The sequence below is a fragment of the Bradyrhizobium sp. SPXBL-04 genome (genome assembly GCF_051853035.1).
Classification (GTDB): Bacteria; Pseudomonadota; Alphaproteobacteria; order Rhizobiales; family Xanthobacteraceae; genus Bradyrhizobium; species Bradyrhizobium zhanjiangense.
This window is the reverse complement of sequence record NZ_CP182472.1, coordinates 3,088,336-3,103,793: the sequence shown is the minus strand read 5'-3', so window position 1 is coordinate 3,103,793 and position 15,458 is coordinate 3,088,336. Positions and strand designations below refer to the sequence as shown.

Annotated in this window: 14 protein-coding genes; 3 read left to right on the top strand and 11 right to left on the bottom strand. The window is 57.6% G+C overall.

What is annotated here, in order from left to right; translation table 11 throughout:
* Positions 1–28: 28 nt before the first annotated feature.
* From ACNJX8_RS14460 to ACNJX8_RS14445, 4 genes are read right to left on the bottom strand one after another with little or no spacing between them, the layout of a single operon-like run.
* A complete protein-coding gene (locus ACNJX8_RS14460) occupies positions 29–778 on the bottom strand; it encodes a class I SAM-dependent methyltransferase (protein ID WP_439361171.1) in 750 nt (249 codons plus the stop codon).
* An 8-nt stretch (positions 779–786) separates the two neighbouring features.
* Positions 787–2,256 (bottom strand): glycosyltransferase, encoded by a 1,470-nt coding sequence (locus ACNJX8_RS14455; RefSeq protein WP_439361170.1) that lies wholly within the window; start codon positions 2,254–2,256, stop codon positions 787–789.
* A gap of 24 nt (positions 2,257–2,280) precedes the next feature.
* Entirely contained in the window at positions 2,281–3,123 is an 843-nt protein-coding gene (locus ACNJX8_RS14450; RefSeq protein ID WP_091891832.1) for an FkbM family methyltransferase, read from the bottom strand.
* Complete coding sequence (locus ACNJX8_RS14445) at positions 3,120–4,730, bottom strand: hypothetical protein (RefSeq protein WP_439361169.1); 1,611 nt, start codon at positions 4,728–4,730, stop codon at positions 3,120–3,122. Before ACNJX8_RS14445 ends, ACNJX8_RS14450 begins: the two co-directional genes overlap by 4 nt.
* A gap of 583 nt (positions 4,731–5,313) precedes the next feature.
* On the opposite strand from ACNJX8_RS14445, the gene gmd reads away from it, so the two are divergent.
* The 3 genes from gmd to ACNJX8_RS14430 are packed head-to-tail and all read left to right on the top strand — an operon-like array spanning position 5,314 to position 8,578.
* Entirely contained in the window at positions 5,314–6,405 is a 1,092-nt protein-coding gene (gene gmd / locus ACNJX8_RS14440; protein WP_091891826.1) for a GDP-mannose 4,6-dehydratase, read from the top strand.
* Positions 6,386–7,357, top strand: coding sequence for a GDP-L-fucose synthase family protein (locus tag ACNJX8_RS14435; protein ID WP_439361168.1), 972 nt, complete (start codon positions 6,386–6,388; stop codon positions 7,355–7,357). Before gmd ends, ACNJX8_RS14435 begins: the two co-directional genes overlap by 20 nt.
* Positions 7,358–7,378: 21 nt before the next feature.
* A complete protein-coding gene (locus ACNJX8_RS14430) occupies positions 7,379–8,578 on the top strand; it encodes a glycosyltransferase family 4 protein (RefSeq protein WP_091891820.1) in 1,200 nt (399 codons plus the stop codon).
* Positions 8,579–8,630: 52 nt separating this feature from the next.
* Here the strand turns inward: ACNJX8_RS14430 and ACNJX8_RS14425 are convergent, their stop codons facing one another.
* The 7 genes from ACNJX8_RS14425 to ACNJX8_RS14395 all read right to left on the bottom strand — a co-directional run bounded on the left by ACNJX8_RS14425 (position 8,631) and on the right by ACNJX8_RS14395 (position 15,446).
* The gene (locus ACNJX8_RS14425; protein ID WP_439361167.1) at positions 8,631–9,686 is read right to left on the bottom strand and encodes a glycosyltransferase; all 1,056 of its coding nucleotides are present in this window, start codon (positions 9,684–9,686) and stop codon (positions 8,631–8,633) included.
* A 125-nt stretch (positions 9,687–9,811) separates the two neighbouring features.
* The gene (locus ACNJX8_RS14420; RefSeq protein ID WP_439361166.1) at positions 9,812–10,741 is read right to left on the bottom strand and encodes an NAD-dependent epimerase/dehydratase family protein; all 930 of its coding nucleotides are present in this window, start codon (positions 10,739–10,741) and stop codon (positions 9,812–9,814) included.
* Entirely contained in the window at positions 10,738–11,595 is an 858-nt protein-coding gene (locus ACNJX8_RS14415) for a class I SAM-dependent methyltransferase (RefSeq protein ID WP_439361165.1), read from the bottom strand. Before ACNJX8_RS14415 ends, ACNJX8_RS14420 begins: the two co-directional genes overlap by 4 nt.
* A gap of 33 nt (positions 11,596–11,628) precedes the next feature.
* Complete coding sequence (locus ACNJX8_RS14410; RefSeq protein WP_439361164.1) at positions 11,629–12,330, bottom strand: hypothetical protein; 702 nt, start codon at positions 12,328–12,330, stop codon at positions 11,629–11,631.
* Positions 12,331–12,484: 154 nt separating this feature from the next.
* Positions 12,485–13,570 (bottom strand): glycosyltransferase family protein, encoded by a 1,086-nt coding sequence (locus ACNJX8_RS14405; protein ID WP_439361163.1) that lies wholly within the window; start codon positions 13,568–13,570, stop codon positions 12,485–12,487.
* Positions 13,571–13,583: 13 nt separating this feature from the next.
* Complete coding sequence (locus ACNJX8_RS14400; protein WP_439361162.1) at positions 13,584–14,153, bottom strand: acyltransferase; 570 nt, start codon at positions 14,151–14,153, stop codon at positions 13,584–13,586.
* Positions 14,154–14,177: 24 nt separating this feature from the next.
* Positions 14,178–15,446: an oligosaccharide repeat unit polymerase gene (locus tag ACNJX8_RS14395; RefSeq protein ID WP_439361161.1), complete on the bottom strand. Its 1,269-nt coding sequence runs from the start codon at positions 15,444–15,446 to the stop codon at positions 14,178–14,180.
* Between the last annotated feature and the right edge of the window lie 12 nt (positions 15,447–15,458).

The window sequence follows — 15,458 nt, the reverse complement described above, 5'->3', positions numbered from 1 at the left end:
AAGCGCTCCAGGGCAAGTCTTTTCTAGGCTACACTTTCTCTAGCACAGCGAGAATGCGAAATCCGGCATTCCTTCGCACAAACTTCGGCATCACCGACTCAACCGTCAACAACGGATCCAACAATTTCGGCGGCATCAGACACCACTCTTTGAAGCCTCCGCTGAGGGGATACGCAAACAAGCTCAGCCAATCCACCTCAACGACGCGAAATGTTTCGATCTCTGCTTCGAGCCGCTTCCGCGCCTGGTCTGTTGCGAACAATAGCGTGGGAATGGCCTGATTTGCGTCGAAAGGGTCTCTGAGGGGGTCGTGACTCACTGCGGCGAACGGATCGACCTTCAGATCAACCGGTTCCTCGTGAAGGTAGTGATAAAACGGGTAAGCCACCATGGTCATGGCCGGTTCGATCATCGCCAACCGGCCGCCACGTTGAAGAACTCGACCTGCCTCCCTCAAGAACTCGATTGGACGCTCCAGGTGATGAAGTACGTCGATCATCACCACACCGGAAAAGCATTCGTTCGCGAACGGGAGAGAATGCGCATCCCCCACGACATCTATGCCGGGAAACCCCAGGATGTCGGTCGAAACGACGTCGCTTCTGATCTCTTTTATGTGTGCCGTACCACTTCCCACCTCGAGCAGTCTTCCTTGGGGACAGAACTCCAGCAATCTGCGGTGATAATCGCGGTATATTCGTCGGATGGTCTCTTTGCGCGCCCAAACGCCTCTATGGCCAACCTGTCGCTGATCAAGTCCTTCACGCAGTGCACCCATAGCAGGACTCAAATAGCCTTCAGTTTGCGATAGGCGAACCATACCATTTTGAACAACAGCCAGCCGTCTCCGAAACGCGATATCTGGGTCTCACCAAAAGTACGCGCCCTATACTTGATCGGCACCTCGATGATCTTCAGATTGTGCTTCGCTGCACCGAAGATGAGGTCGAAATCTCCGAACGGGTCGAACTCTCCGAAATAAGATCTATTCCGGGCCAGCTCTTCATAATCGCTGCGCAGCAATGCCTTTGTACCACACAGGGTATCGGTTAGACGGGTATTGACCAGAAACGTGAACAACCACGCGAACAAGCGATTTGCCAACAAGTTGAGCGGACGCATCGCTTCGTCTTCCATTGGATAAACAAGGCGCGTCCCGTTCACGAACTCGGCCTTTCCGCTCTCGATGGCGAAGTAGTATTTTGGCAGATCCTCTGGAGGCATGGTCAGGTCGGCGTCCAGAATCATGAGGACATCGCAACTGGCGGCCGCGAATCCCTTTCGTACCGCGTCGCCCTTGCCCTTCCCGTCCTGCTTGAAGACCTTGATGTCCCACTGATCCTTGTAAGCATCTCGCACTCTCAGGCACTCTTCATAGGTGCCATCCGTCGAGTTGCCCTCTACGAAGATCAGTTCCTGATGGAGGCCGAATTTCGGCATTCTGCAAACGGCATTCTCGACATTCCCCTTCTCGTTCCGGCAAGGGATTACGATACTTGCCGATAAGGATCGATCCGAGTCTCGCCTGATCGGCCGCCCAACGACGTAAGTGCGAAGGCAGAGGGCACGAATAAAGGGAAGCGGCGCGATAAACCGGTTAACAAAGGTGCCGAACCCGAGCAAACTGCGGGGCAGCAATTGTTTCCGCTCGAGCTTCAGGACCTCGAAATCTGCAAGATCCATCATGTTGATGAAGTCGGCGCCGGAGAGATAATTGATGTCCGGTTGACGACTCTTGAGCCTGAAAAGCTCCCCAAGCTTCAGAATCGGCTCCCACAGCGGCGAGTAGTAAGCAATCACGAGACGGGTGGACGGCAAGCACACGCGATGCAGCGCACGCATCGTACCGTCTATATCCTCCAGCATCCCGATCGTATCCGCGATCAGTATGTAGTCGAACGTCCCCTCGAGCTTCTCAAAAGCGCCGGGTTGCTCGACGTCCTCGCAAAAAAAAATGAGATGTGGATGACGCTCTTTCGCTTTGGCGATCATGGTCGGACTGAAATCGATCCCGACACCATGAGACGGCTCCAGCGCATTCAGAAGATCGCCCCGGCCGCACCCTACTTCCAGTACTCTCTTGCCCGACGGAATCAGGAACTGCACGAAGCTACGGTCGCTTTCGTAGTAAGCGGAATTTAGCTTCCGCCAGTCCTCCTGGTCATCAGCTGTGCTTTCGACGTGCTGGAGCAGCTCCCGTTTCCGATTCGAAAGCAGCCCATGCTGAGTGGAGCTTCTGTTCGATTGCCGCATCATGATCCGGTGCTTGTCAATGCTCGGTTAGTTCGGTCGCGCAACAACATTGATGCTTCCATTCGTCGGAATCATCCGACTCAATCCCTCAGCCGTGGATGGGAGCACCTCAAAAGATCGCTCATCGTGAAATAGGTAGCCATTCGGCACGAAAAAGGACACCAGCTCGTCCAACGAAGAGCCACGTTCGTTCAAGACGTGGGGGGCAAGCTCCATTACAAAGACTGGTCGCGGCCCCCTCAAGGTCTCGCGCGCGCCACGAAGCACGTCGCATTCGAACCCATCAACATCGAGCTTTATGAGATTTACGACGCGATCGCCAATCTCGCTGTGCAAGCCATCCACGCTCACGGCATTTGCGTGCGAGGCGGTCATTTTGCGTCCCAGGTGCCTCGCGTGCAGTTGGTCACCAGATTCGAGGGGCCAGCTTGAGTAGATCTCCTCCGGAACGCTGCTTCCTGTGTCGCAGGTCACGAACGACTGCGACGCCTTGATTCTGGGCGCGAGCGTCGGATTGAGCTCAATGTTCCGGCTCAATTTGCCATACGCAAAGTCCGTCGGCTCGAATGCCAGAACGCGTCCTTCGGGGCCAACGAGCTTTGCGAGATGGAGAGTGTGCGCCCCAATGTTTGCGCCAATGTCCAGAACCACACTCGAAGGAACCACGAGCCGGTCTAGCGCTCGACGCGTATTTCTTTCGAAATAATCGTTAAGGTAGATCGCCAGGTCAATTCCTTCGGACAAATCCAGCTCGTAGACAATGCCGTTCCGCGAGACAACGACCGTATCTTTCAGCCCCAACGCCGATCGCATCGATCGCACGAGCTTGTAAATCTTGCGAGCGATCGCAATTTTCTGCGCTGTGTTCATTGCCCCTGCACCTGCGTCTGCACCTCGCTTTTGGGGAGGTCTACCTCCTCGCAAGTGCGCCGGATCAACAATATGTTGAGCCGGCCGACTTTGCATAGATCCGTGGCGCGTTCCCTGAACACGGCGGAATCTCGATTCAAAGGATAGCTGCTGACAACTGCCGCGCACGCGTCAGGTCCTACGAATTCGTTGAAATCAACCATCGCACCCGGCCTGAAGACCTTCTGCTCGAAATATTCGTAATTTGGGAACATTCCGCCAAATGCTTCTTTGAGCGCGGCATCAAAAAAGGCAACCTGATCGTCCAGCCGAGCTCCGTACAGAAACCCGAACACGATCGGATAGTTATACATGCCGACGCTGTAAGACGGCGCAAGAAAGCAAGCCGCCTGCAATTTGGCCAGTCCCGAAACCACCCGTCTTTCGTCCGCGTTCTGCGACAGCGCTCCTTTATACCACCCCCAGGCCTGCTCCGCGGGACCGGCAACACAGCCCAGGATGAGGACGGCTGCGCAGAGCCGCCAGGCGACGAATCCAAATTTCGAAGAGATGGGAGCACGGGTGAAGGCCAAGGCCACCATGAAGGGCACCATGGCCAGCCCGGGAACAAGATAGTATGCGGTATACTGCTTCGCGATCATCGCGATTGAACCGCACAGAACGACGGTCACAGCGAGCAAGATTCGGAAAGCTCCCTGGTCGGACCGGCGGAAGGTGAACGCGACGACAAATGAGATGAATGCCGCCGATATCTGGATGCCATAATCCCGGGCAAGATTGGTCAAAGCGACAGCGGCGGCGTCGAAATCCAGGAAGCCGGGAAGACCGGAGCCGTACGGCCCTCTGTGCCTCACGATGTCCTTCATATAGGTACCGAAGACCGCGAGTTCGGAGTGGAGCGGCCAAACCAGCAACGTCAGACTCAGCAACACACAGATCCAATAGGTCGTCTGCGCCCGGGAACGGAGTCCGGCAGCTATCGGATAGAGGAGCAGAAAGGGTGCGAACAAGACCTTCGTCGACAAGCCGATGCCCACGAGCACGCCGGCAGCAACATCAAAGCGACGGCGAGTGAATTCGCCGCGGACCGCCGAATAAGTCACCGCAACGAGCACGATGCCGATCGCGATCAGAAGCGACTCTGGCATTATGCGGCCGCCATATGTCAATGCGGCGGCCGTTGCAAAAAGTCCGAGCTGGAGCGCAATCCCGGAACCGCGATCCCTTGTCCCGCGCAGGACGATCAATCCTGCACCGATCGTGGCGGCAGCTACCGCGAGAACCAAGGACAGCCGGATGATTTGAGCGAGCTCATCGAAATGCAGTAGTGCTTGTGCGCCCAGCCATCCCGGATAGAGGGCGGCTTTGGCGATTGCGAGAACAGCCGCGCCGAAATATATGATGCCAATTCCGGGGTGCAGCACGAAATGGAGGTTGTTGCCCGCCAGCAGATTGACGCAAGCGATGTAATATGCAGCGTCCGGATCGACGAACTCTCCAAAAGAGCCCTTCAGCGAGACCGTCTTGACACTTTCGAAAAAGACGTAAATCGCCGGAACGACGAACAGCGGCCCAATGGATCGAGCACGGTTCAAGGCTTTCTGCACAGAAACTCGCTATTGCCGCAATCGACGGTCTTCCCGATAATACTGCCTGGTGGGAAGCAGCACAATTTTAAGTTATCTGTCTGGCACAGGATTGATGCTGTCCAAACCCGAGGTCTCAAAAAATGGAAATCCTAGATGGCATCAGCGATACCCATCTCGTATCGATAACCGGCATCCTTTCACGGGGGGCGAGCGGTGCCGGCCTGCGCCCGGGGGGCTCCTCCTCGGCTCGCCGAGGTGGATCGGCAATCCGGCATGTGCGCCGATCGAACGCACTTCCTGAATGTTCGCCCCGCCCCGTGCTTGGCGAGAAGGGGATTTGAAGGCAGTTGAGTCCGCTGGCTTAACCGGCTATGCCGGTCCGGAGCGATTTCCGAGACATCCGCCAAAGAACTGTCCGGCAACGGGAAAAAGCAGAGGCTGTCCGATCGGCGTTGGGGAACCAGCGCCCACGTGATCGTAGCCGCTTTTCCTCCTGATCGTGACGCCACACGCTTCGGTCCAGTGGATTTTCTCCAACTGCTGGGCTATCCAGCTTGAGTTTCGCAACCTGCCCTCGGCGGTCCAACGTGTTCGGAGCCAGATGAATACCGTTAGTAATGATCGTGGAAGACGCATTGCTCTCATCACGGGCGTAACCGGCCAGGATGGCGCCTACCTTGCCGAGTACCTGCTGTCGCTCGGCTATGTCGTGCACGGCATCAAGCGCCGCTCGTCCTCGTTCAACACCGTGCGCGTCGATCATCTCTATCAGGACCCGCATGTCGGCGACGTGCCGTTCCAGATGCACTACGGCGACATGACGGATTCGACCAATCTGATCCGCCTGGTCCAGCAGATCCGGCCGACCGAGATCTACAATCTCGCCGCCCAGAGCCACGTCGCCGTCAGTTTCGAGAGCCCAGAATACACTGCCAATGCCGACGCGATCGGCGTGCTCCGTTTGTTGGAGGCGATTCGCATTCTCGGCATGGAGAAGGAAACGCGGTTCTATCAGGCCTCGACCTCCGAGCTTTACGGTCTCGTCCAGGAGATCCCGCAAAAGGAGACCACGCCATTCTATCCGCGCTCGCCCTATGGTGTGGCGAAACTCTATGGTTACTGGATCACGGTGAATTATCGCGAGGCCTACGGCATGTTCGCGAGCAACGGCATCCTTTTCAATCACGAGAGCCCGATCCGCGGCGAGACTTTCGTCACCCGCAAGATCACGCGCGGCGTGGCTCGCATCGAGGTCGGGCTCGAACAGATTCTTTATCTCGGCAATCTGTCGGCCAAGCGCGACTGGGGCCATGCTCGCGACTATATCGAGGGCATGCACAAGATTCTCCAGGCGGAGAAGCCCGACGATTTCGTGCTCGCCACCGGGGAGACGCGTTCGGTGCGGGAGATGGTGGAGTTGGCGTTCTCGCAGGTCGGCCGCCGTGTCGAATGGCGTGGCTCCGGGATTGACGAGACCGGCGTCGATGCCAAGAGCGGCAAGACCGTGGTGCGCGTGGACCCGACCTATTTCCGCCCCACCGAGGTCGACCTGCTAGTCGGTGATGCCAGCAAAGCACGCGCGGCGCTCGGCTGGACGCCGAAGCGGACGTTTGCGCAGCTCGTCGAGGAGATGGTGGCGAGCGATCTGGCGGAGGCAAAGCGGGACATGGCTGGTGGTAAACGTACCGTTTAAGCTGGCAGGCGAGACCATCCACGTCGCGGGCCATCGCGGCATGGTCGGCAGCGCGCTGGTGCGCCGCCTGGCCCGGGAAGACGTGAAGCTCGTCACGGCCGATCGTCGCGAGGTCGATCTCTGCAACCAGGCTGCCGTGTTCGGCTGGTTCGCGAAGATGCGGCCTCGAGTCGTATTTCTTGCTGCCGCCAAGGTCGGCGGCATCGTTGCCAACGATACGCTACGCGCCGAGTTCAGCTACGACAACATCGCGATCGCAGCCAATGTGATACATGCGGCGCATCTGAACGTCTTGAAGAAGCTGATGTTTCTGGGCTCGTCCTGCATCTATCCGAAGCTCGCCGAGCAGCCCTTGCGCGAGGATTCGATGCTCAGCGGCCCACTGGAGCCGACCAACGAGCCCTACGCGATTGCCAAGATCGCCGGCATCAAGATGGCGAAGGTCTATCGCAGCCAGTATGGATGCGACTTCATCAGCGTGATGCCGACCAATCTATACGGTCCAAGGGACAACTATCATTCCCAATTCAGCCACGTCGTCGCTGCCCTGATCCGCCGCTTTCACGAGGCGAAGATCTCCGGCGCGAAAAGCGTCATCGTCTGGGGCACCGGCACGCCCCGTCGGGAGTTCCTCTACGTCGACGACATGGCCGATGCCTGCATGCACCTGATGAAGACCTATTCGAGCGCGGCGCTGATCAACATCGGCACCGGCGAGGATATCACCATCGGCAAATTCGCGCGCGTCGTCGCCGGGGTGGTCGGCTATCACGGCGAGATCAAGTTCGACGCCTCCCGGCCCGATGGGACGCCGCGCAAGCTGCTGGACGTGAGCCGCCTCGCGAACCTCGGCTGGCGCGCGCAGACATCGCTCGAAGATGGAATTGGTCGCGCCTATGCGGCGTCCTTGACGGAGCAACGAGCCGACGCGCCCTTAGCGTCCCGAAATTGAACGGCGAAGATCAATCGACACATGGAAAAGCCCGCGAAGCTGGTCATCGCAGCACAATTCTATCCGCCGGATACGAGCACAACGGCAGTTTATGTCGGAAGGATTGCCGACACACTAGCCGTCGACCATCAGGCGGTCGTCATCTCGGCAACACCCGGTTCAGGCGGCGTAAACCCTCCGGGCAAACCAGCTGTCGTCGAGATAGGGACCTGGAATCCGAGTGGCACCGCTCTCGTGCAGCGCTCCGTGGCGATCTGCCTGCTTGCGGCGCGGATGTTCTTCTCCGTTCTCAAGCGCGCAGGTCCGAAAGATATCGTGCTCTGCGTTACGACCCCCTTCACTCTGCCCTATACCGTTCTCCTCGCAGCCAAGCTGAAGAAAGCTGCCACCGTGCTCCTCATCTACGACCTCTATCCCGAGGTTCTTGAAGCGGCCGGCATCGTGCAGTCCAAGTCTTTTCCGGCCCGGCTAATTCACGCCGCAAATACTCAGTTGTTCAGGCGCCTGGATGCCATCATCGTCATTGGACGGGACGTCCCTCCCCTTATCCAGAAGTATCGAGGTGTCGATGCCGGCAAGATCCACTACATCCCCAATTGGGCGCTGATTCCAATCGGATATCGCCAGATTGATCCCGCCAACCAATTTCGCGCGCCTCATGCGTCGCGCCTCATCGTCGGCTTATCCGGCAATCTCGGCTTCACACACGATCCTGCGACCGTATTTGAGGCGGCAAGATTGCTGCGCGACGACGAAAATATCCACTTCATCCTGTCCGGATGGGGCGTGGGTTGGAAGGACCTGAACGATCTGTTCGCGAAGGACAGACTCGAGAACGTTACCATTCTGAGCCCGGTCGCCGAGAATGAACTCGTCGAATTCCTGTCCGCCGCTGATCTCTGGATCATTCCCTATCGCCGCAATGTGGCCGGCGCTTCGATCCCTAGCCGCCTCTACAACATCCTCGCTGTGGGCCGGCCCGTGATCATGGCCTCCGAACCAAACTCGGAGGGAGCTCTCGTGCTCAATGAAGAGACAATCGGATGGGTCGTTCCGCCGGAAAGCCCGGCAGAGCTTGCCCGCACGATCCGCGAGGCCGCCAGAGACCGCCAGTCGACAACAGACAAGGGCCTTCGTGCAGCCGAAGTTGCCCGAAAATACTCCGAGGAAGTCGCGCTTGCTCGCTATCGTCGCGTCGTGAGCAGCGTCAGGCGGGCTTAACCGAAGCAGAAGCACACGGGCCGTAAAGGTGCCGACAGGATGGTCGGCGCGCCTACTCGACGGCTCGGGAAGGCGCAGAATCCTTCGCAGCTGCGCGCTTGATGGCATCCGTAAAATCTTCTGCGAACTTGGCAACTCGGGTTTCGACGGAAGATCCCAACTGCCTCACACGGAGCGGCTCATCCCTGGAGACGGTTTCTGCAAGATACCCCGCAAGAGCCGCGGCATCTTCAACGTTGAAGTAGAGCGCCGCGCCACCCGTCTGCTCGCGGTGTACCGCCAGATCCGAAACGATCATGGGCACTTCGAACGATTTCGCTTCTTCCACCGTCGTGCTCCAGCCTTCGAAGCGCGAGGGATTCATGAGGGCCGTGCAAGACCGGAGCAGCGCATAAACATGTTCAAGAGGAAGCATCCCGAGGTATCGGAAATTCTCCTTGAGCCCGCGTTCCTCAACTTCCCGCATGATCGCTTTGAAATACTCGGGTGGCTCGTCGGGACTACCTGATACCGCCACGACGGCCTTTATCCCCCGGTTCGCCAAAAGTGCCAGTGCATCGAGAACCAACTGATGATTCTTGTGTCGCCAGAACTGATTGGGCAAATAGAAGTATTGCTCGGGCAGATCGTAGAGGCGGATGACCTCGTGCGGGTTCGCCGCGAGAAGATCATCCGTCGGGCGGCTGGCGAATCTGACAACCGACATCTGGTTTCTAGCACGCGGATAGAAGCGCCGACAGTCGTCGAGGGCGCTTTGGCTGCTTAGGACGACGGAGCGTCCCGACGCGAGTTGCGCGCGGAAACCAATCTCGCGACGCCACCATGCCGCTCTCGAAAAGAGATGAGGAAGACTCCTGTGCTGCAGGTCCGGAAACCAGGCCACAGCGGGGAGTGGAAGCCGCCAGCCAAAGAAGCGCGCGTGCTCAAACACGACGTCAACGTTCGCCGATCGGAAGGCGGCCACGGCGGCGAAATCGATCCCTGCAAGGAGGGCGTTCGGCACGCCCGAATGATTGCGTTCGAAAGCCCTGTCCTTCACAACCCTGACGCCCGGGATTGCCGCAAAGCTCGCCAGTTCATCGTTGTCATCGGACAACCCCGCAAACATCACGGGCTCCAATTCCCCGGGACGAAATCTATCCAGCGAAGTAAGCAGGTTCCGGAGGTAGTTGAATCCGCCGGCATGGAGACGGCGCGGAATGAACGTGAATGCAACTCTCAGGGACGCCCGGCTCAACGGAATTGCTCCTTGAACCAAGCCACGTACTCGGCAACGCCGGCATCGTACGGAATATTCCACTCGAAGGGCAGGGCGTTCAATCGTGCAGGATCAGCGACCAGGCTGAAGGGGTCACCAGTCCGGACCGAGCCTGAAAAGGCGACCGAAATTCCCTCATCCCAACTGTCCGCAACGGTTTGCGCGATATCTGCAACAGTGGTCGCAACGCCCGATCCGCCGTTCAGGATGTCAACTGGCTGCACGGGAGAGTTGCTGCCAACATACGCCAGCAGCCGCGCCACATCACGTACTTCGGTCCAATCGCGCCTCTCTCTGCCCGTTCCTCCAAGAGTCAACGAACGCGCACCGTCACGCAGGCGCACGCAAAGGTCCCATAGGAGCTGCTTGCGCAAGTTCGCTCCGTAGACAGAAAACAGCCGCACGATCGTGCTGCGCAACCCAAACGTAGTCGCGTAGCTGCGGCAAAGGTTCTCGATCATCAGCTTGTGCTCTCCATACGGAGATACCGGCTGCGTCGCGGCACTTTCCGAAATTGGGCCCTCGTATGCGGCGCCGTAGACTGCCGCACTAGAAACGACCACGAGCCGGCATCCCGGTGCGGTGGTTCGCAGCCAATCCAACAGGCGCGCGGTCGTCGCCACCGTGCGCGAAAAGTCTTCGTATGGCTGGATGATAGACAATCCCACCGAGGATCCGCCGGCCAAATGAAATACTACCGTTGGCATACCGGTGCGCGCAGCCAATGCATGAAGATTTGCAGCTTCGATCTCGCCATTGAGCCAATGGCGTATACCGAGGTTTTGCTTGTCGGGCTCCCCAATCGCACCATGGCCTACGCCAGATACGGCATGGCCGGCATCAGCGAGTGATCTGGCGAGATACCGTCCAATAAAGCCATTCGCGCCGGTGACCCAAATAGTCATACCGCCGCCTTCTGCGCGATGAACGAATAGAGGCGTCCCGGCCGATGATCAAAACGTTCTGCAACCGACAGCATCATACGAAAAAGCCGATCGCATCTCAGGATCGTTTGCCATACCGACCGGAGCGGAAGCACTCGAGAGAGCCTTTCGACGATTGCTTCGCGAAACGCGTCGGCCGTATATGGGAAGAGATTGATCGGGCTCCGGAGCGGCGTGAGAATGGTCGTATCGCAAAAGCCGGCTCCGCTTAGAGCGTCGACGTAGCGACTTAACAAGAAGGCATGCTCGCCTCCGTAGAGATGATGCAGCGGATGCTGCCTCAAGAAAGTGTCGAGATCGGATTCCCGGCTGATGACGTGCTCCCGTACGGCAACGAAAACTCCTCCCGGCTTGAGAACCCGATGCATCTCCTTGCAGGCCACATTCAGATCCCGGGTGTGATGCAGTACCGCTCGGGCAAAAACCACATCGAAAGAGGCATCATCAAACGGCAGGCGCTCCGAGAATTCCTCGACGACTTCGATAGAAAGCCCGCTTCGACAAGCCAGATCGCGTATGGCTCCTGCGCCGACGACGCGACCTGGATCGGGCTCCAATGCAACGACGCCGAATCCCTCCCGTGCGAGGGCATAACTGGCAATACCCCGTCCGGCCCCGACTTCCAGCGCGGTTCCGCCTCGGCCCTTCAAATACGAGGAAATGTGTCGCCACTCCTCGCTCGAACGATAACGTTCGGCCGCCTCGAGCAGAGGGTCGTCATAATAAGCGTCAAGGACCAGCTGCCGGCGATCGGGCTGGTCCCGCAGCCACAGCACGGCCTCCTCCCAAGATGAAAACTTTTGATCGACGCTCATGGCATTCTCGGGTTCAGAAGATCAACGTTGGCTCTACGCCACAAGGCGCAGGCAAGCAATTGCCCTCGAAGACGCTGCACGGTCATCACCTTTTCCGGTTCCGCTATGCACGTCGAACGGAACGGCATGTGCGACTTCAGCAGCCAAAGCTCGACGCCAGCCTTTGGCCGAATAACCGAAATATTCAATGCTGTGCGCGCTCGGCGCATACGCCTCGACGATCTGCTCTACCATCGCACCATCAAAAACCTGATACCACCCCAGATTGCGCCGCTCTCCATACGGAAACGAAATGTAGCACACTCCTCCCGGTTTGATGATGCGGCGGAACTCCCGCGCCGCGGCGATAAAACCCCTTTCATCGCGTTCATCGCGCTCGCGGTCCGCCGTGTAGAGCAGCGTGTTGTCGAGCCCCACATGCTCAATCGTGGAAATGCAGACGATCGTGTCAAAGGCTCCGTCCTTGAAATAGCTGTCACGCAGGTCGCCAAAGACGTAAGAAATCCCATCGTGCCAGAAACAATGCTTCTCGGGCGCGAGGGTCATGATTGTGAGGTCGCTTCCCTTCAGGGGCGCTCGATTGAGAAGATAGTCGTGATTAAAGATCGAGCCAGCGTCGAGCAGCCGGCCGACCGTCCCTGCTCGGCGAAGGTGACCAAACACCCAGGCATATTCAACGACCCGCTCGTCCAGAGCCATTCCGAAGAGCGGCGGAAGCTCTTTACCCACGCTCACCGCACCAGTCTCGAGTGCGACTTCGATCGCGCGTTGCTTCGTCGTATGATAACCGACCGTCCAAGGCCGGGAGCCCCGTAGCCGATAGAGCGGAGTGGCCGCTGCATCTACGGCGCGCTTAATTCGGTAAACCAGAGGATGAAGATGCATTGGTTCACATATTTGATAGGAGTTCGTTGAATCGCTGCCACTGCATTGATTTGTTGTACAGCCTGTTTACAGCTTCTCGGCCGCGCTCCGCGATTTTCGAGCGCGTTTCTCCGTCGGAGATGTAGGTATGAGCCAAAGTTCTGGCCTCCTCCGGTGTCCGATATGTTACGATTGTAGTGTCGTCCTGCATCCCATCCGGGTATTGGCCTTCATCCGACAGTAGCAGCGCACCACATCCCATTGCCTCAAAGCAGCGCATATTTCCTCTGTCGTTTCCCGCCATATCAATGGCTCCGTTGAGCACGATTTTCGCTTGCCCCAGGAGTTCGTAAGCCTGCCTGCCCCAGACCGGGGCGCGAGCAACGGCAACGATCGCCGGTGGCCGACGGTATTTGTCGAGATATCTGATAAGTCCCGCCGGAAAAGCTTCTGCGAGCCGGGTCGAACGAGATGCATCCAGACAGTAGATAATCTTCCGTTCACTTGACAACTGGGCAACTTCTTCCAAAACCTTAGCACGCGCCTTATGGTGACGGGAATAGCTGCCGAAAAACAGCACGTCGATGGGACGATCGCGATAGCCATACTCCCCCATCACACGGTCCACCGCAGGATAGAAATATTCGGCGCGGCAGCCCTTGTTCCGCCAGTCGGCTAATATCGTCGGGAAGTTGCAGACGACGAGATCGTACTGGCTCAGGTCGGCATTACCGGATGGGGCAGCACGCCAACAGACGGTCCTTTTCACACAGCCCGGCAGCCTTTGGACAAACGCGCTGCCGTAACGCATCGGATCGAGATTATAGAAGACTTCCGCCCTGTGGTGCTCGATCTGCGCGAGCAATATTTGCTCAAGATCTCGAGTCGCTAGCCCTTGTTCCGAGGCCCACAATGATTGCAGGCGCGGCTCGTCTCCCAAGGCGCAAAATGCGTCCGACTGCTGCGTTTCAATGGGCTCGAGAATGTGCGGGGCTCCATAGCGATGCTCTAGAAAGAGCCTAATACCTTCTTCAAACGACCGCGGAGATACAAACCGACGAAATACGTTCGAGTACGCCGGACCGAGCCCGATATTCTGGAATAACCGCATTCTTCAACTCCCATCAGCGTTCATCCGCCGAGAGCTCCCGCACGATGGCAGCCGGGTTGCCAGCCGCGATACAGTAGGCAGGGACGTCGCTTGTAACGACGGCTCCCGCCCCCACGATCGCACCCCGTCCTATCGTTACACCCCGCAGAACGAAGGATCCCGCCCCAACCCAGACATCATCCTCAATTCTGACCGGCTTCTCGCCAAGGTTGAGCTCACGTGGATGGCCCGCTTGCGCGATCATCTTGAATTGGCTGTGACGGGCCGCTGCATGAATGGGATGGGTAAGATTGTCGAATATGTTAACCGAATGCGCGATCAGCACTCTGTCGCCTATGGCAATTTCCGCCGCGGACCAAATGCGGGAGTGCTCGCCGACGTAACACCATTGTCCGAGCCGTATCCTTCCCCCATGCGCGAATGTGAGAAGCTCGCCCTGGATTATGCTGCCTTGGCCTATGGTAATGAGCGAACTGTCGCCCGCAATGTTGCGTACGCGCGCTTTACCGGTCAGCCGAGCTCCACGATCGAGCTCGCATGTTGCACGCTTCAGGATACGCTGAGCCCAGTAATCCAGATTCATTTGCTGAACCGCTTTAAGATTGAGCTAGCCCAATTCCCCTTTTGCCATGCGTCGCGGCGCGACACTTGCGACCTGCGAACGCCCCTCCAGGAGGTGCTGCAACTTCAGGATCGCGACCGCTATCAAAGGCGCGGTCACCAGGCCGCCTGAGAGAAAGGCTGCCGGAAGCGCGGAGATCGTCAAATTGTAAGCTCCGATGAACGCACTCCCGAGGACTGCAAGAGAAACGACGGTCTTGCCTCGCGCCAAAAAGACTATGTCAATAGCCCTACAGATTGCTCCAGCCAAGCTGCTGAACAAAATCACCCCGACATACGAGAAATCTACCCAAGCATCAGCAATAAACATGCCGGTCACGCTTGATCCGCCGGCGCCATGCCAAAGCCTTAGTACCTCAAAGTATGAAGGCGCATATTCCATCCCCAAAAGAAACGCGAGAGGCCGGATATTTGCTCCCCAGCTGTGCGGCATGCGGTGGGGAAATGTTGCAAAGAACTCCAACACCGCCTCGTTCGAGTTATCGAATATTCGATAGTAAAGAAAGCCAAAAGCGTCCAAGCCCTGAGTCTCGGGGACTGCCACGCGAATGATCGGATAGAACACGAGGCTGACAATGACAAGACCTGCAAATCCAACTCTCCATGTGACATCGTTCCGGCGAGCTAGGTACGCCACTAGAAGAAGCTGAATTATGAAGAGCGCGGCCGGCGCTTTGCTGAGCGTCTCGAGCTTGCCGACGAGTGTTAGCGCGACCAGCACCACAGTCGCGATAAGGAGTGGCCACCATCTCTGGATCCAAGCCGAAAACCCACCCCACACAATTAACATGGGAGCGATCGAAGCGAGAAGGACTCGATAAGAGTAGCTTTGGCTGCCTCCAAATTGTTGCCTGTAAGCAATCTTTTCAAGCTCGTCACCGGCGACGGCTAGATAGCCTTTGATGACGGATAAATGATGCTCTTTGAGAGAGACAATCGCCATGAACGCCGCTGTCAACGTAATGACCGTCAGAAGCAGCCAGGGCCGGCGCCTTCCTGATTCAAGGCGCTGGTCTTTCCAAGCGCTCAGACCGAGACAAAGCTGCTTGGCTCCTGCCGGCATTAAGCGATCCATAGCTTCAATGCCGATGATAATACAAAGAAACATCAATGCGATCGACACATTCAGCGAGACAACTACCGATTCAAAGTTTGCCTCGTGAGCAATACGCTCGTAAATAATCGATCCGCCTCCCCGAAAAAGCATATAGACGAGATACGCTGGTCCATGGACCAGCAGCAAGAACGCGAGCAAAAACGAGCTCGT

Coding starts and splice junctions, on each gene's coding strand:
- ACNJX8_RS14460 (WP_439361171.1), bottom strand. CDS start 778: ATGGGTGCACTGCGTGAAGGACTTGATCAGCGACAGGTTGGCCATAGA.
- ACNJX8_RS14455 (WP_439361170.1), bottom strand. CDS start 2,256: ATGATGCGGCAATCGAACAGAAGCTCCACTCAGCATGGGCTGCTTTCG.
- ACNJX8_RS14450 (WP_091891832.1), bottom strand. CDS start 3,123: ATGAACACAGCGCAGAAAATTGCGATCGCTCGCAAGATTTACAAGCTC.
- gmd (WP_091891826.1), top strand. CDS start 5,314: ATGAATACCGTTAGTAATGATCGTGGAAGACGCATTGCTCTCATCACG.
- ACNJX8_RS14430 (WP_091891820.1), top strand. CDS start 7,379: ATGGAAAAGCCCGCGAAGCTGGTCATCGCAGCACAATTCTATCCGCCG.
- ACNJX8_RS14425 (WP_439361167.1), bottom strand. CDS start 9,686: ATGTTTGCGGGGTTGTCCGATGACAACGATGAACTGGCGAGCTTTGCG.
- ACNJX8_RS14420 (WP_439361166.1), bottom strand. CDS start 10,741: ATGACTATTTGGGTCACCGGCGCGAATGGCTTTATTGGACGGTATCTC.
- ACNJX8_RS14415 (WP_439361165.1), bottom strand. CDS start 11,595: ATGAGCGTCGATCAAAAGTTTTCATCTTGGGAGGAGGCCGTGCTGTGG.
- ACNJX8_RS14405 (WP_439361163.1), bottom strand. CDS start 13,570: ATGCGGTTATTCCAGAATATCGGGCTCGGTCCGGCGTACTCGAACGTA.
- ACNJX8_RS14400 (WP_439361162.1), bottom strand. CDS start 14,153: ATGAATCTGGATTACTGGGCTCAGCGTATCCTGAAGCGTGCAACATGC.